Annotated in this window: 21 protein-coding genes; 15 read left to right on the forward strand and 6 right to left on the reverse strand. The window is 70.2% G+C overall.

The features are described 5' to 3' along the window. The first annotated feature begins 254 nt into the window (after positions 1–254). The 5 genes from IEY87_RS00240 to IEY87_RS00260 all read left to right on the forward strand — a co-directional run bounded on the left by IEY87_RS00240 (position 255) and on the right by IEY87_RS00260 (position 4,587). Complete coding sequence (locus IEY87_RS00240; protein ID WP_189136406.1) at positions 255–1,694, forward strand: TLP1 C-terminal extension domain-containing protein; 1,440 nt, start codon at positions 255–257, stop codon at positions 1,692–1,694. 99 nt (positions 1,695–1,793) lie between these two features. Further along, positions 1,794–2,051, forward strand: coding sequence for a hypothetical protein (locus tag IEY87_RS00245; protein WP_189136407.1), 258 nt, complete (start codon positions 1,794–1,796; stop codon positions 2,049–2,051). Beyond that, the gene (locus IEY87_RS00250) at positions 2,038–2,463 is read left to right on the forward strand and encodes a type II toxin-antitoxin system VapC family toxin (RefSeq protein ID WP_189136408.1); all 426 of its coding nucleotides are present in this window, start codon (positions 2,038–2,040) and stop codon (positions 2,461–2,463) included. Before IEY87_RS00245 ends, IEY87_RS00250 begins: the two co-directional genes overlap by 14 nt. Before the next feature lie 42 nt (positions 2,464–2,505). Beyond that, positions 2,506–3,468, forward strand: a complete 963-nt coding sequence (locus tag IEY87_RS00255) for a hypothetical protein (RefSeq protein WP_189136409.1) — start codon at positions 2,506–2,508, stop codon at positions 3,466–3,468. Between the two features lie 162 nt (positions 3,469–3,630). After that, positions 3,631–4,587, forward strand: a complete 957-nt coding sequence (locus IEY87_RS00260) for a zinc-binding dehydrogenase (RefSeq protein ID WP_189136410.1) — start codon at positions 3,631–3,633, stop codon at positions 4,585–4,587. A gap of 273 nt (positions 4,588–4,860) precedes the next feature. On the opposite strand, the gene IEY87_RS00265 is transcribed toward IEY87_RS00260, so the two are convergent. The 5 genes from IEY87_RS00265 to IEY87_RS00285 all read right to left on the reverse strand — a co-directional run bounded on the left by IEY87_RS00265 (position 4,861) and on the right by IEY87_RS00285 (position 11,397). Then, entirely contained in the window at positions 4,861–5,577 is a 717-nt protein-coding gene (locus IEY87_RS00265; RefSeq protein ID WP_189136411.1) for a PadR family transcriptional regulator, read from the reverse strand. Continuing rightward, positions 5,574–6,329, reverse strand: coding sequence for a DUF4097 family beta strand repeat-containing protein (locus IEY87_RS00270; RefSeq protein WP_225276874.1), 756 nt, complete (start codon positions 6,327–6,329; stop codon positions 5,574–5,576). The genes IEY87_RS00265 and IEY87_RS00270 overlap by 4 nt, the downstream gene beginning before the upstream one ends. 139 nt (positions 6,330–6,468) lie before the next feature. Then, positions 6,469–6,648, reverse strand: a complete 180-nt coding sequence (locus tag IEY87_RS00275; protein ID WP_189136413.1) for a DUF6104 family protein — start codon at positions 6,646–6,648, stop codon at positions 6,469–6,471. A 231-nt stretch (positions 6,649–6,879) separates the two neighbouring features. After that, positions 6,880–10,548, reverse strand: a complete 3,669-nt coding sequence (locus IEY87_RS00280) for a multifunctional oxoglutarate decarboxylase/oxoglutarate dehydrogenase thiamine pyrophosphate-binding subunit/dihydrolipoyllysine-residue succinyltransferase subunit (RefSeq protein WP_189136414.1) — start codon at positions 10,546–10,548, stop codon at positions 6,880–6,882. 204 nt (positions 10,549–10,752) lie between these two features. Beyond that, positions 10,753–11,397 carry a B3/B4 domain-containing protein gene (locus tag IEY87_RS00285; RefSeq protein WP_189136415.1) on the reverse strand — a complete coding sequence of 215 codons (645 nt, stop codon included), beginning with the start codon at positions 11,395–11,397 and terminating at the stop codon, positions 10,753–10,755. Between the two features lie 75 nt (positions 11,398–11,472). Here IEY87_RS00285 and IEY87_RS00290 point away from each other — a divergent pair, with 75 nt between their 5' ends. The 8 genes from IEY87_RS00290 to IEY87_RS00325 all read left to right on the forward strand — a co-directional run bounded on the left by IEY87_RS00290 (position 11,473) and on the right by IEY87_RS00325 (position 19,235). Continuing rightward, a complete protein-coding gene (locus IEY87_RS00290; protein ID WP_189136416.1) occupies positions 11,473–12,072 on the forward strand; it encodes a winged helix-turn-helix domain-containing protein in 600 nt (199 codons plus the stop codon). Next, the gene (locus tag IEY87_RS00295) at positions 12,069–13,406 is read left to right on the forward strand and encodes an MFS transporter (RefSeq protein WP_189136417.1); all 1,338 of its coding nucleotides are present in this window, start codon (positions 12,069–12,071) and stop codon (positions 13,404–13,406) included. The genes IEY87_RS00290 and IEY87_RS00295 overlap by 4 nt, the downstream gene beginning before the upstream one ends. 35 nt (positions 13,407–13,441) lie before the next feature. Continuing rightward, the gene (locus tag IEY87_RS00300) at positions 13,442–14,500 is read left to right on the forward strand and encodes an MBL fold metallo-hydrolase (protein ID WP_189136418.1); all 1,059 of its coding nucleotides are present in this window, start codon (positions 13,442–13,444) and stop codon (positions 14,498–14,500) included. 162 nt (positions 14,501–14,662) lie between these two features. After that, on the forward strand, positions 14,663–15,658 hold the full coding sequence (locus IEY87_RS00305) for an ABC transporter substrate-binding protein (RefSeq protein WP_225276873.1): 996 nt from the start codon (positions 14,663–14,665) through the stop codon (positions 15,656–15,658). Further along, entirely contained in the window at positions 15,655–16,425 is a 771-nt protein-coding gene (locus IEY87_RS00310) for an ABC transporter ATP-binding protein (RefSeq protein WP_189136419.1), read from the forward strand. The genes IEY87_RS00305 and IEY87_RS00310 overlap by 4 nt, the downstream gene beginning before the upstream one ends. Beyond that, positions 16,418–17,437, forward strand: coding sequence for an ABC transporter permease (locus IEY87_RS00315; protein ID WP_225276872.1), 1,020 nt, complete (start codon positions 16,418–16,420; stop codon positions 17,435–17,437). The genes IEY87_RS00310 and IEY87_RS00315 overlap by 8 nt, the downstream gene beginning before the upstream one ends. A 2-nt stretch (positions 17,438–17,439) precedes the next feature. Beyond that, positions 17,440–18,726 (forward strand): LLM class flavin-dependent oxidoreductase, encoded by a 1,287-nt coding sequence (locus IEY87_RS00320; RefSeq protein ID WP_189137246.1) that lies wholly within the window; start codon positions 17,440–17,442, stop codon positions 18,724–18,726. Continuing rightward, positions 18,723–19,235, forward strand: coding sequence for an NADPH-dependent FMN reductase (locus tag IEY87_RS00325; RefSeq protein ID WP_189136420.1), 513 nt, complete (start codon positions 18,723–18,725; stop codon positions 19,233–19,235). The genes IEY87_RS00320 and IEY87_RS00325 overlap by 4 nt, the downstream gene beginning before the upstream one ends. Before the next feature lie 67 nt (positions 19,236–19,302). Here IEY87_RS00325 and IEY87_RS00330 read toward each other — a convergent pair whose 3' ends face one another. Next, positions 19,303–20,373 (reverse strand): NAD(P)H-dependent amine dehydrogenase family protein, encoded by a 1,071-nt coding sequence (locus tag IEY87_RS00330; RefSeq protein WP_189136421.1) that lies wholly within the window; start codon positions 20,371–20,373, stop codon positions 19,303–19,305. Between the two features lie 179 nt (positions 20,374–20,552). Between IEY87_RS00330 and IEY87_RS00335 the strand changes: the two genes are divergently transcribed. Further along, entirely contained in the window at positions 20,553–21,425 is an 873-nt protein-coding gene (locus IEY87_RS00335) for an SDR family NAD(P)-dependent oxidoreductase (protein WP_189136422.1), read from the forward strand. A gap of 267 nt (positions 21,426–21,692) precedes the next feature. Further along, positions 21,693–22,850, forward strand: coding sequence for an ROK family transcriptional regulator (locus tag IEY87_RS00340; protein WP_189136423.1), 1,158 nt, complete (start codon positions 21,693–21,695; stop codon positions 22,848–22,850). The last annotated feature ends 9 nt before the right edge of the window (positions 22,851–22,859 follow it).

Raw genomic sequence — 22,859 nt, forward strand, 5'->3', positions numbered from 1 at the left:
TTTGTTATCTGGCCAGCGTGGACCGCGGTCTATAAGGATCGCGTCAAGCGTGTTGCGCGCCCATCGGTCAATGATCCTATAGGACGGACGTCGCCGCAGGTCACGGACCCCGTGGGGGGTGTCGATAGACGGTTGTTTCTGATGTGGCTTTCGTGGCGGTACGCGGCTCGAACGGATCTTGATCGCCATTCGCGATCATGAATACTAGGAGTCTACTCCCCATTGACCGAACATTGTTCTGGTTAGATGGCGGAATGGATCCACGCACGCCCTGCCTCATCGGCGCCGCCCAGCGCACGGTCCGCAAGCAGCCCGGCCCCGAACCGCTCGACCTGTGGGAGGAGACGGCCCGCGCCGCCGCCCGTGCGGCCCGGCTCCCCGTGGCGCGCCTCGACTCGATCCAGATCGTCCACACCGACTCCTGGCAGTACGACTCCCCGACCGGCAGGCTCGCCGAGCGGCTCGGCGCGACCCCGCGCCACCGCACCTACTCCAAGGTCAGCGGTACGGCCCCGCACCTGCTCATCGGTGAGGCCGCGGCCAGGATCGCGGCGGGGGAGCTTGACTCGGCCCTGGTCGCCGGAGCCGAGGCGCTCGCCACCCGCCGCGCCTACCGGCAAGCCGGCGAACGGGTGCCGTGGAGCCATGCCGCCACCCCCAAACCGCCCTACGGCTGGGAACGGCCGCCACACCCCGCCGAGCTCGCGCACGAGCTGTTCCTGCCGGTGCACACCTACGCGATCATGGAGACGGCCCGGCGGGCGGCGCTCGGCCTCTCCCTCGAACAGGAGATGCTCGACCGGGGGCGCATGATGGCGCCGATGACCGAGGTGGCCGCCGCCAACCCGCACTCCTGGCGGCGCACCCCTCGCACGCCCGAGGAGCTGGTGACGGGCAACCGGTTCGTCGGCTGGCCGTACACCAGGAACACCGTGGCCGTGCTGGAGGTCGACCAGGCGGCCGCCGTCATCCTGGCCAGCACCGAGCTGGCCGACCGGCTCGGCGTCCCGCACGACCAGCGCGTCTACCTGCGCGGCTGGGCGTACGCCGAGGACACCTGGGAAGTCGCGGCCCGGCCCGCGCTCGGCTCGTCGCGGGCCATCGCCAGGGCGGCCACGGCGGCGTTCGCGCGAGCCGGGCTGGGGCTGGACGACATGGACGAGCTCGACCTCTACAGCTGCTTCGCCATCGCGCTGCGCCAGGCCTGTGACGCCATCGGGCTCGACCCGCTGGACCGGCGCGGGCTCACCGTCACCGGTGGCCTGCCGTACGCGGGCGGTCCGGCCAGCGACTACGTGCTGCACTCCACCGCCACGATGGCCGCCCGGCTGCTCGCCCGGCCAGGCCACGGCCTGGTCACCGGGGTCGGCATGCACCTGACCAAGCACGCCTACGCCGTCTGGTCCACCGAGCCCGGCGGCACGCTGGGCGACGGCGAGCCGGTCTTCACCGCCGAGCCGGTGCCGATCGTCGCGGCCTACGCGGGGCCCGCGGTAGTGGCCGGCTACACGGTCGCGCACGACCGGGACGGGGCGCCCCGGAAGGGCATCCTCGTCGTCGACCTGCCGGCGGGCGGACGCGCGTACGCCCAGGTGACCCGGCAGGAGCTGATGGCCGACGCCGAGTCCCGCGAGCTGGTCGGGCAGCCGGTGGAAGTGGTGACCGACGGGGAGGTCAATGTGGCGAGCTGGTGACGTGGCAAAGGAGCTGTAAAATCTGTGACCGTGTGACTACTATCTGCTGTTGACATTTTTATGTCGGCGGCGGACGCTGGAGTCATGCGGAGGACCACGGTGCGCATCGACGAAACGCTCCTCAACGAGGCGAAGGCGTACGCAGCACGCAACGGACGCAGTCTCAACTCAGTGATGGAGGATGCCTTGAGACAACTCATGAACCGCTCCACCGAAATGGCGGAGCGCCCCCCGATCGATCTTCCCCTGTCCGGCGACGCCACAGGGCCGAAGCTCACGTGGGCAGAGATCAAGGAAATGATGGAGCTCGAGGACATCGAGCGCGTCCTCGGGGAGGTGCGGCATGCGGATGCTTGACGTCAACATGCTGGTCAGCGCTCAGCGGATGGATGTCGAGCACCACGAGCCGTGTCTCGCCACCGTCAAAGAGCTGCTCGGCGGTGATGAGGCGTATGCGGTGAGCGACTTCGTCATCAATGGCTTCGTACGCATCGTCACCAACCGCCGGATCCCAGGCTCCACGACCTTCGAGATAGCCAGGCGGTTCGCCGACAGTGTCCGAAACCAGCCGCATGCCGTGCTGGTTCACGCAGGCGAGCGGCACTGGGAGATCTTCACCAGGCTCTGCCGCCAGTCCGGGGCGACGGGCAATCTGATCCCTGATGCCTATCTGGCGGCGCTCGCCATCGAGCATGGTTGTGAATTCGTGACCTGTGACAAGGACTTCGCCAGGTTCGAGGGGTTGCGCTGGCGGTCCCCGCTCAACTGAACTGGGATCACGGCATAAGCCCCATAACTGGCGAGGTTGGTAGTGACCGAGCTATTCGATGTCATCGAGACGGGCGGCCGGCGGCCTCGCCGGTGGATCGGGCTGGCGGTGGTCCTGGTGCTGGTGGGAGTGCCGGTCGTCGGGCTGCTCAGCAGCCGCGACCCGATGGCCGAGCCCGCGTCCGAGCCGACTCCCGGCTCTTCTCGCACCAGCGCGGACAGCGCGCCGAGCCCCAGCGGCGGACTGAACAGGGTGCTGAACGCGCCGAACGCGCTGCACGCACGGGCGGCCGACGACGGCGACATGGAGGTCCTGGACGTCGTCTTCCCTGACGGGCAGCGGGCCGAGGTTCGCTACCCGGCGAAACTGAACCTCGACCGGCTGGGGTCGCGGCCGTTCCACAGCGTGTGGGTGGACGGCCGTTACCGTCAACTCGTCGCTCCCTACAACGGCGAGGCCGAGGTGACCAAGGGCGGGAAGCCGATCAGGGAGTTCGCCCCCAACGTCACGCTCTGGCCGCGTCAGTCCGGCAGCGCCTCGTACGGGCAGGTGCTGTTGTTCGCGTTCGGGCCGTGGCGGGTGGCGATGTACGACCGCTGGCAGGGGCTGGACTTCACCGACCGGGTGGCGCTGGCCCAGCGGTTACGCGGGAAGGTGACCGGCGACGGCTACCTGACCCTGTCCGTGAAGGACGCCGGGGGTGTCGAGTCGGCCACGGACACCGGTCCCGGCGCGGGTCCGGTCGAGATCCGGATGGCGCGGCCGGGCGAGATCGCGATGGGGGATCCGGTCGGGCCGCAGCTCTGGTTCGGCGGCGGCACGGACGGCATGGTGATGCTGATCCCGACCCCCGACTGCAAAGAGCCCAGGACGCCGCCGCGCCCGGGCCGATGGCAAGGACGTGCGGTCAGGGACGTGTGCCGGGGCGGCATGCGCATCGGAGCCACGGGCGACGAGCGCTTCGTCACCACCGCACTCGACGGGATCCGCGTCAAGCTGAAGTGAGCCGCGCAGGCGGTCCAGAGGGCGCGGCGCGTCGGGGTGCCGCAGGCGGCCCGGATGAGCGGGACGCGTCGAGTGGAAGTGCGTCGCGCAGGCGGTCCGGGGGGTGGGGGCGCCGCCGGGTCGAGGTGAGGGGGCCGGAAGTCGCTGAAGTAGGGTGCGGCCATGTTCGCCGTTACCGTCACACAGACCGATCCCGACAACCCTCTCGCCGGGCTGACGCTCGGCGAGCGTCCGGAGCCGAAGGTTCCCGACGGATGGACGACCGTCTCGGTGCGGGCAGCCGCGCTCAACCATCACGACCTGTGGACGCTCAAAGGCGTGGGCATCAGGCAGGACCGGCTGCCGATCGTGCTCGGCTGCGACGCGGCCGGGGTGGACGAGGACGGCAACGAGGTCATCGTGCACGGCGTGATCGGCACGGGCGCCGACGAGACCCTGGATCCGAAGCGGTCGCTGCTGTCGGAACTGCACGACGGCACGTTCGCCGAACGGGTGGCCGTGCCGCGCCGCAACCTGGTGCCCAAGCCGGCCGCGCTGAGCTTCGAGCACGCCGCCTGCCTGCCCACGGCCTGGCTGACGGCCTACCGGATGCTTTTCGACAAGGCCGGACTGGAGCCGGGCTCGACGGTGCTCGTCCAGGGGGCGGGCGGCGGGGTCGCGACCGCGGTGATCGCGCTCGGCCGGGCGGCCGGCTACCGGGTCTGGGCGACCAGCCGGTCGGAGGCCAAGCGGGAGCGGGCCAAGGAGCTGGGCGCGGACCAGGTCTTCGAGCCGGGCGCGCGGCTGCCGGAGCGGGTGGACGCGGTCATGGAGAGCGTCGGCCAGGCCACCTGGGACCACTCCCTCAAGTCACTCAAACCGGGCGGTCGCATCGTGGTCTGCGGCGCCACCAGCGGCCCGGCCCCGGCCGCCGACCTGAACCGGGTCTTCTTCCTGCAGCTGTCCGTGGTCGGCTCCACGATGGGGACCCGCGACCAGCTCCAGCGCCTGGCGGTCTTCCTGGAACAGACCGGGCTGCGGCCGGTCGTCGACAGGACCCTGCCGCTGACCGAGGCCCGCGACGGCTTCGCGGCGCTGCACGAGGGCGACATCTTCGGCAAGATCGTCTTCACGAACTGAGCCCAGAGGTACGAGCGCCTCCCGAACTAAGCCCAGAGGTACGAGCGCCTCCCGAACTGACCACAGAGGTACGAGTGCCTCCCGTGAGTGGCTGCACCCGGGCCGGGGGCGGGAGCGCGCAGGTCATCCCGTCCCGGCGGGGCGCGGGTGTGGGGCGGGGCGATCGTCGGTCGTGGTCGCCGGATGGTTCGGGTGCGGCCGGCTCGGGTGTGGCCGCCTGGTTCCGCCGCCGGGGGACCAGGCGCTGCACCGGAGGGCGCAGGCCGTACCGGATCATGATCGGAGGGTGTCGCTGAGCCGGGCGGCGGCCTCGTCGAGCGTGGCGCGCAGCTCGTCGAGCTTCTCGCGGGTGATGCGGGAATCCGACGCCTCCGCGCGCACCCGGGCGACGAAGTCGGCCAGCGCCTCACCCAGCTCGTTGTCGAGGTCCGCCCGGTTCGCGGGCGCCCCGCCCACCGTGCTCCAGACCTCGGCCCAGATCCTGCGCCACTCCCCGCTGAGCCGCTCGCCCTGACCCTGCCACTGCTGGGCGTGCTCGCTCCACTGACGCTTCTGCTCGTCCTTGAGCCGTTTGAAGTCCTGCTTCTGGTCGCGGCCGCCGGTGCGGACGTCCTTGGCCATCCGGGTCAGCTCCTCGCGGAGCGACTTGACGGTGTCGCGTACGTCCTCCTTGACCTCGCGGGCGATGTCGCGGACAGAGGCGGAGATCTCCTCCTCCAGGTCGTCGAGCTCGTCGAGGCGGGCGTTCAGCTCGGCGCGGCCCTTGTCGGTGATGGAGAAGACCTTCTTGCCGTCGATCACCTCGTGGGTGACCAGGCCCTCCTCCTCCAGCCGCGCCAGGCGCGGGTAGATGGTGCCGGGGGAGGGGGAGTAGACGCCGAGGAAGCGGTCCTGCAGCAGGCGGATCACTTCGTAGCCGTGGCGAGGGCTCTCCTCCAGCAGCTTGAGCAGATAAAGCCGGAGCCGGCCGTGACCGAAGACAGGGCTCATTGCTTCTCCCCCTTGAGCAGGGTGACGTCGCCGGAGACGGTCGTGGCCGTCAGGGACGCCATGCCGCCACCCAGCCGGCCCGTCATCGATCTCATGGCGGGACCGCTTGATTTGGACACTTCGTCGAACGAACTGACCAGCCGGCCGGAGGTGGATCTGACCGCCACGTCCGCCTGGGTGTTCTCCGGCAGCCGGACCATGATGGCTCCGGAGACGGTGTTGAGGGTCACATGGCCGGTGGGCTTGAGTTGCAGGTCCGCGGTGATGCGCCCGGAGACGGTGTTGCCGCGCAGCCTGCGTGGGCTGCCGCCGGCGACCGTGAGCTCGCCGGAGACGCTCTTGAACGACAGGTCGCCCTCCATCGCCCGGGTCTCTACGTCGCCGGAGGCGGTCGTGGCGCTTACCTCGCCGCTCACGCCGTCGAGCACGATCTCCCCGGAGACGCTCCTGACCTGGGTCATCCGCTCGAACCCGGCGACCACGGCGGAGGCGGTGACGACTCCGGCGTTGACCGTGCAGTGCCGGGGGACGGCGAGGGTCGCCACGGTCTTGCGGCGGTCGCGGCGCAGCCAGCCGAGCAGGCCGTCCCAGGTGAGATCCTTGTAGGTGACGCTGAGCTCCCTGGAGTCCTCGTCGTAGGTCACCAGGAGCGGGGTGGCGGAGTCGAACTCGGCGACTTCGAGTGTCGGTGGGCCGTCACTGGCCAGCACGGCCAGTTTCCCGGCCACGATCCGCACGTCAAGGGCATCCACGGGTCCGAACGTGAGCTGTTCGGGCCCCTCGATCGTCCATTGCTGCATGTTTCCGCCCTTCCGGCGATATATCCCGACGTAAGACACGATATGTCGCGTCTGTCGAAAACTCAAGATGTATCGCGTCTATGGGCGGAGATCAGTCCTCGTCTTCGTCGTCGAGCCGGGCGAGCCAGGTGGCCAGCCGCTCGACCGGGGTCTCGAACTCAGGATTCAGGTCGACGAACTCGCGCAGCCGCTCGCCCAGCCACAGCAGGCTGACCTCCTCCTGGCCCCGCCGCTCGACCAGCTCCTCGATCCCCCGATCGGTGAAGTACATCGTGCTCCATTCATCATCATCCAGCGGGACGTCAACGCGCCCACCCCAAAACTCTAGCCACCACCCAGTACGGGTCCGCCGGGTGGATCCGTACAGGTCCGCGGGGTGGTGAAAGCCACCATCCCGTACGGGTCCGCGGGGTGGTGAACGCCACCATCCCGTACGGTCCGTCGGGTGGGAAAGCGGTGAGCCCCCGCCAGAAGGCGAGGGCTCACCGGGGTCGTGCTCGGATCAGCCGAAGATCTGCTTCAGGATCTCCCCCAGCTCGGCGTCGTGGGCGGCGTGCGAGCCGGCCGCGGGCGAGCTGTTGGCGGGCCTGGAGACGCGCCGCAGCGGGCGGCCGTCCAGCAGTTGCGGGTCCTCCGCCAGCTTGAGCGCCAGGTAAGGCCACGGCCCCATGTTGATCGGCTCGTCCTGTGCCCAGATCAGCTCGACCTGAGCCCCGTAGCGGGCGAGCTCGGCGTTGAGCTCCTCCGCCGGGTAGGGGTAGAGCCGCTCGATACGGACAAGGGCGACATCGTCCCGGCCCGAGGCCTCGCGCCCGGCGAGCAGGTCGTAGTAGACCTTGCCGGAGCACAGCACCACCCTGGTGACCTTGCCGGGGTCGACCGTGGTGTCGCTGATCACCGGCTGGAAGGTGCCGGAGGTGAAGTCCGCCGCCTTCGAGGTCGCCTTCTTGTGCCGCAGCAGCGACTTGGGCGTGAAGACCACCAACGGCTTGTGCCTGCCGGACTCCACCTGCCAGCGCAGCAGGTGGAAGTGGTTGGCGGGCGTGGTGGGCTGCGCGACGGTCATGTTGTCCAGCGCGCAGACCTGCAGGAAGCGCTCGATGCGGGCCGAGGAGTGGTCGGGACCCTGACCCTCGTAGCCGTGCGGCAGCAGCAGCACGACCCCCGAACGCTGGCCCCACTTCTGCTCACCGGACGAGATGAACTCGTCGATGATCGTCTGGGCGCCGTTGACGAAGTCGCCGAACTGCGCCTCCCACGCCACCAGGGCGTCGGGACGCTCCACGCTGTAGCCGTACTCGAAGCCGAGCGCCGCGAACTCGCTGAGCAGCGAGTCGTAGACGTAGAACTTCGTGGTGCCCTCGTTGAAGGTCTTGAGCGGCGTGTGCTCAGCCCCCGTGACCCGGTCCACCAGCACGGCGTGCCGCTGGGTGAACGTGCCGCGCCGGGAGTCCTGGCCGACCAGGCGGACCGGGTGCCCGTCGATCAGCAGTGCCCCGAACGCGAGCGTCTCGCCCATGCTCCAGTCGATCGTGTCCTGCTCCACCATCTGACCGCGGCGCTGCAGCACCGGCGCCAGGCGCGGGTGCGGCGTGAAGCCCTCGGGCAGGTTGAGCTGGGTGTCGACGATGCGCTTGAGCGTCTCGTCGCTGATCGCGGTGGGCGTGTCGTCGTGCGACCACTTGACCACCTCGGTCGGCGGCACCCGCATCGCGCCCGCCTCAAGCGGCTTCTTCGCCGCCTCGCGGGTCTCGGTGAAGGCCTGCTCCAGCTTGGCCTGATAGTCGCGCAGCGCCGACTCGGCCTCTTCGACCGTGATGTCGCCCCGGCCGATCAGCGCCTCGGTGTAGAGCTTGCGGGTCGAGCGCTTGGCGTCGATCAGGTCGTACATCAGCGGCTGGGTGAAGGCGGGGTTGTCGCCCTCGTTGTGGCCGCGGCGGCGGTAGCAGATCAGGTCGATGACCACGTCCTTGCGGAACGTCCTGCGGTATTCGTAGGCGAGCTCGCCCACGCGCACCACGGCCTCGGGGTCGTCGCCGTTGACGTGGAAGATCGGCGCCTGGATCATCCGGGCCACGTCGGTCGCGTAGACCGAGGACCTGGAGGAGGCCGGCGAGGTGGTGAAGCCCACCTGGTTGTTGACCACCACGTGCACGGTGCCGCCGGTGCGGTAGCCGCGCAGCTGCGACAGGTTGAGCGTCTCGGCCACGACGCCCTGGCCCGCGAAGGCCGCGTCGCCGTGGATGAGGACCGGCAGGACGGTGAAGCCCTCCTCGCCGCGCTCCAGCAGGTCCTGCTTGGCGCGGACGACGCCCTCCAGCACCGGGTTGACCGCCTCGAGGTGCGAGGGGTTGGCCACCACCGAGGCGCTGATGGTCTTGCCGCTGGGCGCGGTGAAGGTGCCGCTGGCGCCGAGGTGGTATTTGACGTCGCCGGAGCCGTGCGCGGTCCGCGGGTCGAGATTGCCCTCGAACTCGCCGAAGATCTGGGCGTAGGACTTGCCCACGATGTTGGCGAGCACGTTGAGCCGGCCGCGGTGGGCCATGCCGATGACGACCTCGTCGAGGTCCTCGTCCGCCGCGTCGCTGATCACCGAGTCGAGCAGCGGGATCAGGGACTCGCCGCCCTCCAGCGAGAAGCGCTTCTGGCCGACGAACTTCGTCTGCAGGAACGTCTCGAACGCCTCGGCGGTGTTGAGCCTGCTCAGGATGTTGAGCTGCTCGTCACGGGCGGGGGGAGAGTAGGGCTTCTCCACCCGTGCCTGGATCCAAGCCCGCTCCTCGGGGTTCTGGATGTGCATGTACTCGATGCCGACGGTGCGGCAGTAGGAGTCACGGAGCACACCCAGGATCTCGCGGAGCTTCATCAGCGCCCGGCCGCCGAAACCGCCGGTGGCGAACTCGCGCTCCAGGTCCCACAGCGTCAGGCCGTGCGACTGGATGTCGAGGTCGGGGTGCTTGCGCTGCTTGTATTCCAGCGGGTCGGTCTCGGCCATGAGGTGGCCGCGTACCCGATAGGCGTGGATCAGCTCGATGACGCGCGCCGACTTGGCGACGTCCTCGTCGTGCGAGGCGGAGATGTCCCGCACCCAGCGGACCGGCTCGTACGGGATCCGCAGCGCCTCGAAGATCTCGTCGTAGAAGCCGTCCTCGCCGAGCAGCAGCCGGTGGATCGTGCGCAGGAAGTCGCCCGACTGGGCGCCCTGGATGATCCGGTGATCGTAGGTGCTGGTCAGCGTCATGACCTTGGAGACGGCCAGGCGCGAGAGCGTGTCGGGGGAGGCGCCCTGGTATTCGGCGGGGTATTCCATCGCGCCCACGCCGATGATCGTGCCCTGACCGGGCATCAGGCGCGGCACGCTGTGCACGGTGCCGATGGTGCCGGGGTTGGTCAGCGAGATCGTGGTGGAGGTGAAGTCGTCGACGCCGAGCTTGCCGGAGCGCGCCTTGCGGACCACTTCCTCATAGGCCATCCAGAACTGCCGGAAGTCCATCTCCTCCGCGCCCTTGATGGAGGGCACGAGCAGCTGGCGCTCGCCGTTGCTCTTCTGCACGTCGATGGCCAGGCCCAGACCGACGTGCTCGGGCTTGACCAGGGTCGGCTTGCCGTCGACCTCGGTGAAGGAGAAGTTCATCTCCGGCATGGTCCGCAGCGCCCGGACGATCGCGTAACCGATCAGGTGGGTGAAGGAGACCTTGCCGCCGCGACCCCGCTTGAGGTGGTTGTTGATCACAATGCGGTTGTCGATGAGCAACTTGGCCGGGATGGCCCGGACACTGGTCGCGGTCGGAACCGACAGCGAGAGGTCCATGTTGGCGGCTGTGCGAGCCGCCGCCCCGCGCAGCTTGATCTCTTCGGCGCCCTTGGGCACCGGTGTAGAGGGCTGCTTGGGCTTGTCGGCAGGCACTTTGGCGGTCGCAGGCTTAGGGGGAGCAGGCGCCGCCTTGGGCGGTGCCTTGGCGGGTGCGGGCGCGGTTGCCGTGCCGTTCGCCGCCTCCCTGGCCGGGGTGCGGCCCGGTCCGTAGTCGGGGTTGTAGTCAGCGAAGAAATTCCACCAGGCCTTGTCAACAGACTCGGGGTCCTGGAGGTATTTCTGGTACAGCTCGTCGACAAGCCACTCGTTCTGACCAAAGCTTGCCAGCGGGTTTGTCCGCGACGACTCAGACGACACGGCGGAAATCGCCCTCTTCCGCAGATCGGTTTTGATGTTAGAGAACCTGTCCAAGGCTACTCGCATGGATTGGCGGCGCGCGCCCGGGAGGCTATGCCGCCTCGCCTGATCCTCTCAGGACTGTTCAAAGAGGTCACGCCCCCCTAGTCAACGCTGGTGTGCCCGGCAAGGTCACTGTTCGGTATCAACAGTAGGGCGGGAGGTTTAGTTCCCTCTGACCACGAGCCTGGTGGCGATGCGAGCCTCCGGGGAGAGCCGTGTCAGTAGGTCCGCCAGCTCCTCGCCCGCCTCCTTCAGCTCCTCCAGCGACATCGGCTCCAGCCGCTCCAGGAGGAACAGGGCGTTGGTCGTCTCCTCGACGAGCCGGGTGCGGGCCACCTGGCGCCAATTCCACCTGCGGCAGGTGACGCCCGTGTCGTCGCGCCAGATCACTTCGCCCGGCTCCGGCTGCCCGAGCGCCTCCTCCGACGCCTCGTCGCCCACGGCCCTGATCAGCCGCGCCGGGCCCGCGTAGCGGTCGAGGTCCTCGCCACCGATGGGCAGCGCGTGCTTCACGCTGACCGCGTTGTAGGCGTCGACCACCTGGTTGATCTCCGGCAGCGGCAGCCGGCGGGTCAGCGCGTCGACGGACGGCCGGGTCCGCTGCGGCTTGGCGCCGAAGGCGCGATAGGCCTCCTTCCAGGCGTCGATCTTCTCGGGCTGCGGGGCCCGCTCGGCGGCCTCGGTCAGCAGGGCGCGCGACCAGTCGTCGGTGGGGCCGTTACGCAGGCCGCGCGCGGTCATCGCGAGCACGGCGAAGTCGGGACGGAGCGCGAAGACGGCTTCGTCCACCCAGATGTCGTCAAGCATGCCTCCAGTTTAGGAGCCCGGAGAAATCGCAGAATTCCCTTTGCAAAATTGTCTTTGCGGTCTACCGTGAGGTGTATGGAGGAAGCCTTCAAGATCAGTGATCCCCGGGTGCTCAAGGTGGTGGCGCACCCGCTACGGGTGCGCCTGCTCGGCCTGCTGCGCGCCGACGGCCCCGCGACGGCCAGTGAGCTCGGCCGTACGGTGGGCGAGAGCTCCGGCTCGACCAGCTATCACCTGCGTGAACTGGCCAAGTTCGGTTTCATCGAGGAGGATCCGGAGCGTCGCGACGGCCGTGAGCGCCGCTGGCGGGCCCGGCACCGCTACACCTCCTGGGACACCGACGAGATGTCGGCGACGGCCGAGGGGCGAGAGGCCGTCAAGATCATGCAGCTGCGCCAGGTGGCGGTGCTGGAGCAGGTGGTCCAGTCCTACGACATCGCGGGCCGGTCGGCGGAGTGGCTTCAGGCCGCGGGCATGAGCGACTACTGGGTCACGCTGCCGGCCTCGGCGCTGAAGGAGCTCATGGACCGGCTGGAGGAGCTGATCCACGACCTCGAGGCCCGCCACGCCGGCTCGCCGGACGCCGAGCAGGTCCACCTCTGGGTCGCGGGCTTCCCTCGCGGCCGTACGACCGAGGAAAGCGCGTCCGGTGAGAGTCGGGAGGACGGTCGATGACCGCCCGGTCGGCGGTGCGCCGCTACATGCTCGTCACCTTCCTGACCTGGCTCCCGATGGGCCTGATGCTGCCCGTCATGGTCCTGCTCATGACCGAGCGAGGTCTCAGCCTGGCTCAGATCGGCCTGTGCGTGACGGTGTTCTCGCTCGTCACCATCGGCCTGGAGCTGCCCACGGGTGGCCTGGCCGACGTGCTCGGGCGACGGGTGCTGCTGGCCGCCTCCGCCGTGTTCACCCTCGCCGCGCTGATCCTCCTGGCGGTGTCGACCACGCTCTGGATGTTCCTGGTGACCGGCGTGATCAAGGGTGTGGCCAGGGCGTTGTCCAGCGGCCCCGCCACCGCCTGGTACGTCGACACACTGCACGAGCTCGAAGGCCGCGACGCCGACCTCAGGCCGGGACTGGCCAGGGGAGGCGTGATGGAGTCGGTGGCCCTCGCCGCCGGCGTGCTGGTGGGGGGGTTCGCGCCGCTCCTGATCCCGCCGGGCGGCGTCGTGGCGTCAGGTGTGCTGGTGCCGCTGTCCGCGCCACCCCTCATGGGCGCGGTCGCCGCCGGTGTCCTGCTGGTCGTGGCGCTGGTCGCGCTGCCCGAGCCGGCTCATCGGCACCGCTCGCTCGGCTCGGTGCTGCGGGACGTGCCCGCCACGATCGGCGAGGGCGTGCGGCTGGCCGTGGCGGGTCCGGTGCTGCGCCGCCTGATGCTGGCGACAGCGGGGGCGGGCGTCGCGCTGACCGCCGTCGAGCTGCTCACCCCCGGACGGCTCGCCGAGCTGGCCGGTACGGCGGAGCAGGGGAGCACGGCCTATGCCGTGGTCGCGGCCCTCGGGTTCGCGGGCAGTGCGGCGGGCAGCGCGCTGGCGCCCGGTGTGGCCCGCATGGCGGGTGGTCCGGCGGGCGGTTCGGTACGGGGCGCGGTCGCGGGGACCCTTCTGACCGCGCTCTCGGTCGGGGCGCTGGCCGCGACGGCGGGGCTCACCGGCTCGGCGGGGCTCGTCAGCGCCGGCGTGGCCTACGTCGTGCTGTTCGCCGGGCTCTCGGTGGCCGGACTGCTCTGCCTGGAGATGACCCACAACGCGGTCGGCGCCGCCCAGCGCACCACGATCACCTCGACCGGCTCGCTGGCGATCCAGTCGGGCGGGGCCCTGTCCAACCTGGTCTTCGGCGCACTGGCCACCGGAGCCGGGACGGCCGCCGCCTGGTGGACGGCCGCGGTCATGATCCTCGCCTCCGCGCTGGTGTTCGTCCGGATGCCGGTGGCGTCGCGCCCGCGACCTGCCATGGTCCAGGAGGGGTCCGGACGCCCGGCTTCCGGGCCCGTTGCCCGACCCCAGTAGAACATCGTTCCAGAACAGCAGGCAGAATCTTCCGCATGGCTAAGTTCGTGGTGACCCCGTCCAATGAAGACCAGCGTGCCGCCTGGATCGGCGGGAAGGTGCCGGAGGTCGAGCGGGTGCGGCCCGGCCTGTGGTCGATCCCGGTGCCGATTCCGGTGAACCCGCTGAGGTACGTCCTGGTCTACGCGCTGGAGGTGGACGACGGCGTGGCGATCGTGGACGCCGGGTGGAACACCGACGAGGCCTACGACGCGCTGGTCGCGGGGCTCGCGGTGGCCGGTTATGCGATCACCGACGTGCAGGCCGTCCTGGTCACCCACATCCATCCCGACCATTACGGCCTCGCCGGGCGGGTCCGGGAGATGTCCGGCGCGTGGATCGGGCTGCACCCCGCCGACGCGAGCCTTGTGCACGAGCGTTATGACGACAGCACCATCGAGTCGATGGTGGACAAGCAGCGGGCGATGCTCGACCGGTGCGGGGTGCCGCCGCAGACCGCGGAGGAGCTGGCGAGCTCGTCGATGATGATCCGGCACATGGTGTCGATGGCCAAGCCGGACCGGCTGATCGAGGACGGCGACCGGCTCGACCTGTCCGGCTGGGACCTGCGGGCCATCTGGACGCCCGGCCACTCGCCGGGCCACCTGTGCTTCGTCTCGCCCTCCAGGAAGCTGCTGTTCTCCGGGGACCACGTCCTGGCGAAGATCACGCCGATGGTGGCGGTGCACCCGCAGTCCGCGCCGAACCCGCTGGCCGACTACCTCGACGCGCTGACCGCCGTACGTGAGCTGGACGTGGAGGAGGTGCTGCCCGCGCACGAGTACCGGTTCCTGGAGCTGCGGGGGCGGGTCGACTACGTGATCGCGCACCACGGCGAGCGGCTGGGCGAGATCGAGCAGGTGGTCGCCGAGGCGAACGGGGTGACCTGCTGGGAGGCGGCCACCAGGCTGACGTGGTCACGGCCCTGGGAGACGATCCCGCCGTTCATGCGGCGCGCGGCCAACAACGAGACGCTGGCGCACCTGGTGTGGCTGGAGGCGCAAGGGCGGGTGCGCCGGGAGCCGGGCGATCCGGAGCTCTGGCATTCCATGTAAATCCTGTAGGAAATGTTGACTTTGTGGATCGGGCTGCGTAGCGTCGAACGCATGAGCCCGGTTCTCACCCGGCGCGCGCATGTCGATAACTGCCGCGTCATCAGCGCACAGTGTCACTGATCACGACCCGGTCCTGTCCCATCACCGTTTGAGGACATTCTCGTGATCAAACATGCCATTTCCCTCGTCTCACTACTCGCTGTCACGGCCTGCGGCACCGCCCAGGGCTCCGCGGAGACGCAGGAGCTGCGATACCAGGGCAGCGTCGGCGCCGTCACCTTCCCTGAGCTGGCCGAAGATCTCGGCTACCTCGCTCCCGTCAAGCTCAAGTGGATCGGCAACACCACCAGCGGACCCCAGGACATCCAGGCCGCCGCCACCGGGCAGACCGACTTCGGCGGCGCCTTCAACGGCGCCGTCGTCAAGCTGATCGCCGCCAAGGCCCCGATCAAGGCGGTGATCAGCTTCTACGGCAGCGACAAGGACGTCAACCAGGGCTTCTACGTGCCGGACGACAGCCCGATCCGCGAACCCCGGGACCTGATCGGCAAGAAGGTCGGCATGAACACCCTCGGCGCCCACGCCGAGGCCGTGCTGAAGGAGTACCTCACCCGCGGCGGCCTGACCCCCGCGCAGATCCAGCAGGTGGAGCCGGTCGTCGTGCCCCCGGTCAACCTGGAGCAGGGCCTCCGCCAGGGGCAGCTCGACGTCGCCGTGCTCAGCGGGGTGCTGCGTGACAAGGCGGTGGAGCGCGGCGGCATCAGGCCGCTGTTCAACGACGTCGACCTGTTCGGCGACTTCTCCGCGGGCACGTACGTGCTCACCGAGCGCTTCATCGAGCGCAATCCCGGCACCGCCAGGAAGTTCGTCGAGGCCACCGCCAAGGCCATCCACTGGGCGCAGACCCACGACCGGGCGGAGGTCGTGGCCAGGTTCCGGCAGATCATCGCCAAGCGCGCCAGGAACGAGGACACCAAGACGGTCGGCTACTGGAAGAGCGGCGGCGTGGCCGGCACCGGCGGGGTGATCGCGCCGGAGGAGTTCCAGCGGTGGATCGACTGGCTGGAACGCGCCGGTGACATCGAGCCCGGCCAGGTCAAGGCCGCCGACGTCTACACCAACGCCGACAACCCCTTCGCCGAGGAAGGCACCCGATGAAGATCGAGCTCTTGGACGTCACGAAGGAGTTCCCGGTCCGCGACTCCGGCACACCCTTCACCGCCCTGTCCGGCGTCTCGCTCTCCGTCGCGAGCGGCGAGTTCCTCACCCTCGTCGGGCCGAGCGGCTGCGGCAAGTCCACCCTCCTCGACCTCCTGACCGGCCTGGCCACCCCCACCCGGGGCGAGATCAGGCTGGACGGCGTCCCCGTCACCGGTCCCGGACTCGACCGGGGCATCGTCTTCCAGCAGTACGCCCTGTTCCCGTGGCGTACCGCGCTGGCGAACGTGGAGTTCGGCCTGGAGGCCAAGGCCGTCCCCCGGCGTGAACGCCGCGAGCTGGCCGGGCACTACCTGGACCTGGTGGGCCTGACCGGCTTCGCCGAGCGCTACCCGCACGAGCTGTCGGGCGGCATGCGGCAGCGGGTCGCCATCGCCAGGAGCCTCGCCTACGACCCGGCCGTGCTGCTCATGGACGAGCCGTTCGCCGCGCTGGACGCCCAGACGAGGGAGTCGCTGCAGGAGGAGCTCCTGCGCATCTGGCAGGCCACCGGCAAGACCGTCGTCTTCATCACACACGGCATCGACGAGGCCGTCTACCTGGGGCAGCGGGTCGCCGTCATGACACCGGCGCCCGGCCGCATCCGTGAGGTGGTCGAGGTGTCGTTCGACTCCCGAGAGGGCGACCTGCGCGGCACCGCGCGGTTCGGCGAGTACCGGCACGCCATCTGGTCGCTGCTGCGCGAGGAGGCGGTCCCCGTTGCCTAGGCCATCGCAGGGCGCGGGCGGCCTGGCCCTCTCAGCGCTGGACGACTCCGTGCTGGACTATTCGGTGCCGGACTACGGGGTGCAGGACGACTCGGCACAGGACGACTCGGCACAGGGCGACTCGGGGCAGGACGACTCGGCACAGGGCGACTCGGGGCAGGACGACGACGACCCGCCGCGCGGGGCACCCGGACCGGCCGCCCCATCGGTCACTCGGCCACGACCGCCGGAGCGGCCGGGACGCGGCCGCCGGGCGCTGCTCGCCGGGCGGCGCGCCGTCCGGGCGGTGGCGGCCCTGCTCCTGCTGGCCGCCGTCTGGGAGATCCTGCCCAGGCTCGAAGTCGTCGACCCGACCTTCCTGCCGCCGCTGAGCGAGGTGCTCCTCGCCTGGGCCGAGCTGCTCAGGTCCGGGGAGCTGGCCGACCACGCCGGCGCCTCGCTGGCCAGGTCGCTGGCCGGATTCGGGCTGGCCATCGCGCTGGCCGTCCCGCTCGGGCTGCTCATCGGCTGGTACCGGCCCGTCGCGCAGTTCCTCGGCCCGGTGCTGGAGCTCTTCCGCAACACCGCCGCGCTGGCCCTGCTGCCGGTCTTCGTGCTCATCCTCGGGCTGGGCGAGACGTCGAAGGTGTCGATCATCCTGTACGCCTGCGCCTGGCCGATCCTGCTCAACACCGTCGCGGGGGTGAAGGGCGTCGACCCGTTGCTGATCAAGTCGGCGACGTCCATGGGGCTCAAGCCGTACAGGCTCTTTCAGAAGGTGATCCTGCCCGCGGCGGTGCCCACCATCTTCACCGGCGTCAGGCTGGCCGGCGCCTACTCCATCCTCGTCCTCGTCGCCGCCGAGATGGTGGGGGCCAAGGCGGGGCTCGGTTACCTCATCAACTACGCGCAGTTCAACTTCCGGGTGCCCGACATGTATGCGGGGATCATCACGATCTCGGCGCTCGGCCTGCTGTTCAACCTGCTTCTCGTGCGCCTGGAGCGGCGCTTCTCCACCTGGAGGACCACGTGACCATGCATCTGAACGCCTTCCTCATGGGGGTCGGCCACCACGAGGCGGCCTGGCGGCATCCCCTGACCGAGCCGCGCCACGTCACCGACCTGCGCCACTTCCAGGAGCTCGCCACGATCGCCGAGCGCGGCAAGCTCGACTCGGTGTTCCTCGCCGACGGCCTGGCCCTGCTGGGCAACGTCCGGCACAACGCGCTCGGCGGGTTCGAGCCGCTCACGCTGCTGGCCGCCCTGGCCGCGGTCACCGACCACATCGGGCTGATCGCCACCGTGTCCACGACGTACAACGAGCCCTTCCACGTGGCGCGCAAGTTCGCCTCGCTGGACCACATCAGCGGCGGCCGGGCCGGCTGGAACATCGTGACCTCCTCGGGCGCGGCCGAGGCGCGCAACTTCGGCCGGGAGCGCCCCGCGCACGGCGAGCGCTACCAGCGGGCGGAGGAGTTCCTGCACGTGGCCACGGCGCTGTGGGACAGCTGGGAGCCCGGCGCGGTGCTGACCGACCGGGGGAGCGGCGTCTACGCCGACACCTCGCACATCAGGCCCATCGAGCACGTCGGCGACCACTTCAGGGTCCAGGGGCCGTTGAACATCCAGCGCTCGCCGCAGGGCCGGCCGCTGCTCGTCCAGGCGGGCTCCTCGCAGGACGGCAAGGAGTTCGCCGCGAAGTGGGCCGAGGCGGTGTTCACCGCGCAGCAGACCCTGGGGGACGCCCAGGAGTTCTACGCCGACCTCAAGGGACGGCTGCCGGCGTACGGGCGGCAGCCGCACGAGCTGAAGATCCTGCCCGGCATCTCACCCGTCATCGGCGGCACCGAGCGCGAGGCGCGCCGCCTGGAGAAGGAGCTCGAAGAGCTCATCGTGCCCGCCTACGGGCTGGGACAGCTGTCCACCATGCTCGGCGTGGACCTCACCGGACTCCCGCTGGACGGGCCGCTGCCCGATGTGGAAGCCGACCCGGACGGGCAGCAGAGCCGGGTCAAGCTGATCAAGGACCTGGCCGGGCGCGACGGGCTCACGATCCGCCAGGTGATCGCCAAGCTCGCGGGCGGGCGCGGCCACTGGGTGGTCGTCGGCACGCCCGAGCAGATCGCCGACCAGCTCCAGGAGTGGTACGAGAACGGCGCGGCCGACGGATTCAACGTGATGCCCCCGTACCTGCCCGGCGGCCTGACCGACTTCGTCGAGCAGGTGGTGCCGGAGCTGCAGGTGCGCGGGCTGTTCCGCAAGGAGTACGGGGAACGGACCTTGCGCGAGCGCTACGGACTCGGACTGGCGGTGGCCTCGTGAGCATCGTGACCGTGGTGGGCAACCCGCGCGCGGGCTCGCGCACCCTGGACGCGGCCGTGGCCGCCACCGACGCCGTCGCGGCCCGGCTGGGGCACTCCGGCACCCGGGAGGTCGTCGACCTGTCCGCCCTCGCGCCGGTGCTCCTGCACCCCGGCGCGCACGCGGCGCTGGAGCTCGCGTTCGAGCAGTTGGCGGCGGCCCGGGTGGTGGTGCTGGCCAGCCCCACCTACAAGGCCACGTACACGGGGCTGCTGAAGGTGTTCCTCGACCGGCTCCCGCCGGGCGCGCTCTCCGCCACGGCCGCGCTGCCGATCCTGGTCATGGGCGACGCCCGGCACGCGCTGGCGGTGGAGGTGCACTTCCGGCCGCTGCTGGTCGAGCTCGGCGCGTTCGTGCCCACCCCCGGCCTGGCCCTGCTGGAGTCGGAGCTCCCCGGCGGTGAGCGCCTCACCCAGTGGGCGGACCAGGTCAGCCCGCAACTGGCCGCCTGGGACAGAGCCCTGACCTGAGGATCCCTCACCGGCCCCGGCCGGTTCTCAGGCCAGGCGGACCAGGGCCGGCCGATTCCCGGCCGGCTCAGGCCAGGCGGATCAGGCCGCGGCCGGTCGGGAGGGGGAGGTCCAGCAGGGTGCGGATGCCGGGCGGGGCGGCGCAGACGGCGGGGATGGTGTTGACCGCGTGCGCCGCCGCGGCGGTGAGCCCGTGGCTGACGTCCTCCACCCGCACCGACAGCTGCGGCACGCCCTCGATGTGCAGCGCGAAGCCGGGCTCCGGCCAGCGGGCGGTCTGGGCGGAGTCGGCCTTGTAGACCACCTCGACGGTCATGAAGGGCCGGCCGCGCACCAGCCCGGAGAAGACCCAGCGGGAGGCGCAGACCGTCCCTTCGCGGACCGGCCCGGCGGCGATCTCGAACGCGCGGGCGGCGACCTCGAACTCGTCGGTCTCCGCCACCTCGTCCAGCCGTACGTCCAGCGCGTCGGCGACCAGGTGCACGCTCTCGGCGAAGAGCATGCGCTGGAACGCCCGGAAGGGCCGGACCATGGTGGCGTAGTCCCCGGCCGGGCGGGTGAACCCGATCAGGTCCACGACGACCTGGCGGGAGGGGTGCCCGCGCAGGTCGGACGACTCGCGTACGTAGATGTGGTCCACCCGGTCGGACAGGCCGGTGAGCGCCAGCGGCAGGAAGTCGCACATGAAACCGGGGTTGATCCCGGTGCCGTGCAGGGTGGTGCCGCCCTGGTCGCAGGCGGCCTCGATGCTGGCGACGACGGCGGGGCCGTAGGACTTGGGATAGACGAAGCCGGTGGTGGTGATGACGTTCTTGCCCGAGGCCAGCAGGGCGCAGATGGTCTTCAGGTCGGCGGTGTGGTCGGAGCTGAAGTAGGCGGCGGGCAGCGGCATGTGCAGCACGCAGTCGGCGTCCATGGCCATGATCCGGCCGGTGTCGCCGGTGCAGACGACTCCCGTGCGGGACAGGCCGGCCACCTCGCCCGCGTCCTTGCCGATCTTGTCCGGGTCGTGCACGAGGACCCCCGCCAGCTCCAGCGACGGCCTGCCGATGACGCTGCGCAGCGCGTAGCGCCCGACGGCGCCGGTGGCCCACTGGACCACGCGAAGAGGGCCGCGATCTGGGCGAGGTGCGGGCATGTCCGGCCTCCTGGCCCGGTGTGGAGGGCGGCAGGATGGTGCGGAACGCCGCCCGTGCGAGCCCAGAACACTAGCAGAAGAAGACCCGATCGATCACTATCCGCGACGATCAGTCACCTTGCCGCCCGGCCGGGTTATGGTGCTCGTACTAGAATGTTGTTCGCCTGGTGGGAGGTTCGATGCTTCGCTTCGATGACAGGGTCGCGATCGTCACGGGTGCCGGGCACGGTCTCGGCCGCTCGCACGCGCTGCTGCTGGCCGACCGGGGCGCCAAGGTCGTCGTCAACGACCTCGGCGGCGCGCTCGACGGCACCGGGGCCTCGACGGGACCGGCCGCCGACGTGGTGGAGCTCATCACCAAGAACGGCGGCCAGGCCGTCGCCAGCACCGACAACGTCGCCACCCCCGAGGGCGCCGCCGCGATCGTGGCCGCCGCCGTCGAGGCGTTCGGCAAGATCGACATCGTCGTCAACAACGCCGGCATCCTGCGCGACAAGTCGTTCGGCAAGATGACGGTCGAGGACTTCGACAACGTGCTGGCCGTGCACGTCCGCGGCTCCTACCTGGTCAGCCGGGCCGCTTACCCGTACATGAAGGAGGCCGGTTACGGCCGCGTCGTCAACACCTCCAGTCCGGCGGGGTTGTTCGGCAACTTCGGCCAGGCCAACTACTCCACCGCCAAGATGGGGCTGGTCGGGCTCACCAAGACGATCGGCATCGAGGGCGCGCGCAATGGCATCAGGGCCAACGCCATCGCGCCCATCGCCTGGACGCGGATGACCGAGGCGATCCTGCCGGCCGAGTTCGAGGCCAAGTTCTCGGCCGAGCGGGTCAGCGCGCTGGTCGCCTACCTCGTGCACGACTCGTGCGAGGTCACCGGCGAGGTGTTCAGCGTCGGCGGCGGCCGGGTGGCGCGGGTGTTCGTGGCCGAGGGGCCGGGCTGGCAGAGCGACGACCTCACGCCGGAGGCGGTGGCGGACAACTGGGCGTCGGTCATGGCCGAGCAGCCCTACGTGCTCACGGCGGCCGACTCGATGAAGGCGATGCTCTAGCGGCGCGATGCTCCGGCGGGCTCCGGCGGCCGGATGACGGCGATGCTCCGGCGGCCGGATGACGGCGGTGGTCCTGCGGCCGGATGACGGCGGTGGTCCTGCGGGCTCCGGCGGTCCGATGAGGCGGTGGTCCCCCTGCGGACCACCGCTTTTTTTCAGGCCCAGAATCCTGACAAATCGGGGTTTGTTCGATTATCGACAGAAGTCAGCCTAGTTTGATCGCCCTGGACTCTTGTATTGCCAGTTGTGCGATCTTATTGTCTCGGCATGACCTCCGCTCCGGGCTCGCCCGGCGACGTGCTGACGCTCATCAGCGCAGGCTTCGCGACGACTCGCTCCGACCTCGCCCGCCTCACCGGCCTCGCCAGGTCCACGATCGCCCAGCGAGTCGACGCGCTGATCGAGCGTGGCCTGGTCGAGGAGACCGAGAGCGGCGAGTCCACCGGCGGCCGGCCGCCTCGCCAGCTCCGCCTGCACACCGAGCAGCACGCCTTCGCCGGGGTCGACCTCGGCGCCACGCACTGCCGGATCACGCTGATGGACATGTCCGGTGAGGTGCTGGCCTCCTGCGAGGACCAGCTGCTCATCGGCGACGGCCCGGAGACGGTCCTTGCGCACGTGGACGGGCGGCTCGACCGGCTGCTCACCGAGGCCGGCCGCCCCCGCGCCGCGCTGCGGGCCATCGGGATGGGCGTGCCCGGCCCGGTCGAGTACGCCACCGGCCGGCCCAACAACCCGCCGATCATGCCCGGCTGGAACGACTACCCGATCCCCGAATACTTCGACGGCGCCGCCGTCCTGGTCGACAACGACGTCAACGTGATGGCCCTGGGCGAGCAGCGCAACGCCTTCGCCGACACGCACCACCTGCTCTTCGTCAAGGTCGGCACCGGCATCGGCTGCGGCATCGTGGCCGAGGGCAGGCTGCACCGGGGCGCGCAGGGCTCGGCCGGCGACATCGGCCACATCCGGGTCAACGGCCACGACGACGCCGGCTGCCGCTGCGGCAACAGCGCCTGCCTGGAGGCCGTGGCCGGCGGGGCGGCCGTGGCGCGCAGGCTGACCGAGCTCGGCATCGCCGCCGAGACCGGAGCCGACGTCGTGGCACTCGTACAGGCGGGCAACACCCAGGCGCTGCGGCTGGTCAGAGAGGCGGGCCGGCTCATCGGCGAGGTGCTGGCGAGCCTGGTCAACTTCTTCAACCCCGAGGTCATCGTGATCGGCGGCGCGCTGTCCCGCGTCCACGAGCATCTGCTCGCGGGCATCAGGGAGACGGTCTACCGCAGGTCGCTGCCGCTGGCCACGCACCACCTGTCGATCGTGCCCAGCCGGATGGGGATCAACGCCGCGGCGCTGGGCGCCGGGATGCTCGCCATCGAGCACTACCTGTCACCCGAGAACGTCAACCGCATCGTCAACGCCTGAGAGGGGATC

The sequence above is a fragment of the Nonomuraea glycinis genome (genome assembly GCF_014646515.1).
Classification (GTDB): Bacteria; Actinomycetota; Actinomycetes; order Streptosporangiales; family Streptosporangiaceae; genus Nonomuraea; species Nonomuraea glycinis.

Bases quoted from the DNA above. Each gene is read 5' to 3' on its own strand.
- IEY87_RS00295 (WP_189136417.1), top strand. From the start codon at position 12,069: ATGACCGCCCGGTCGGCGGTGCGCCGCTACATGCTCGTCACCTTCCTG.
- IEY87_RS00275 (WP_189136413.1), bottom strand. From the start codon at position 6,648: ATGTACTTCACCGATCGGGGGATCGAGGAGCTGGTCGAGCGGCGGGGC.
- IEY87_RS00340 (WP_189136423.1), top strand. From the start codon at position 21,693: ATGACCTCCGCTCCGGGCTCGCCCGGCGACGTGCTGACGCTCATCAGC.
- IEY87_RS00240 (WP_189136406.1), top strand. From the start codon at position 255: ATGGATCCACGCACGCCCTGCCTCATCGGCGCCGCCCAGCGCACGGTC.
- IEY87_RS00265 (WP_189136411.1), bottom strand. From the start codon at position 5,577: ATGAGCCCTGTCTTCGGTCACGGCCGGCTCCGGCTTTATCTGCTCAAG.
- IEY87_RS00250 (WP_189136408.1), top strand. From the start codon at position 2,038: ATGCGGATGCTTGACGTCAACATGCTGGTCAGCGCTCAGCGGATGGAT.
- IEY87_RS00330 (WP_189136421.1), bottom strand. From the start codon at position 20,373: ATGCCCGCACCTCGCCCAGATCGCGGCCCTCTTCGCGTGGTCCAGTGG.
- IEY87_RS00310 (WP_189136419.1), top strand. From the start codon at position 15,655: ATGAAGATCGAGCTCTTGGACGTCACGAAGGAGTTCCCGGTCCGCGAC.
- IEY87_RS00285 (WP_189136415.1), bottom strand. From the start codon at position 11,397: ATGCTTGACGACATCTGGGTGGACGAAGCCGTCTTCGCGCTCCGTCCC.
- IEY87_RS00335 (WP_189136422.1), top strand. From the start codon at position 20,553: ATGCTTCGCTTCGATGACAGGGTCGCGATCGTCACGGGTGCCGGGCAC.
- IEY87_RS00300 (WP_189136418.1), top strand. From the start codon at position 13,442: ATGGCTAAGTTCGTGGTGACCCCGTCCAATGAAGACCAGCGTGCCGCC.
- IEY87_RS00260 (WP_189136410.1), top strand. From the start codon at position 3,631: ATGTTCGCCGTTACCGTCACACAGACCGATCCCGACAACCCTCTCGCC.
- IEY87_RS00290 (WP_189136416.1), top strand. From the start codon at position 11,473: ATGGAGGAAGCCTTCAAGATCAGTGATCCCCGGGTGCTCAAGGTGGTG.
- IEY87_RS00320 (WP_189137246.1), top strand. From the start codon at position 17,440: ATGCATCTGAACGCCTTCCTCATGGGGGTCGGCCACCACGAGGCGGCC.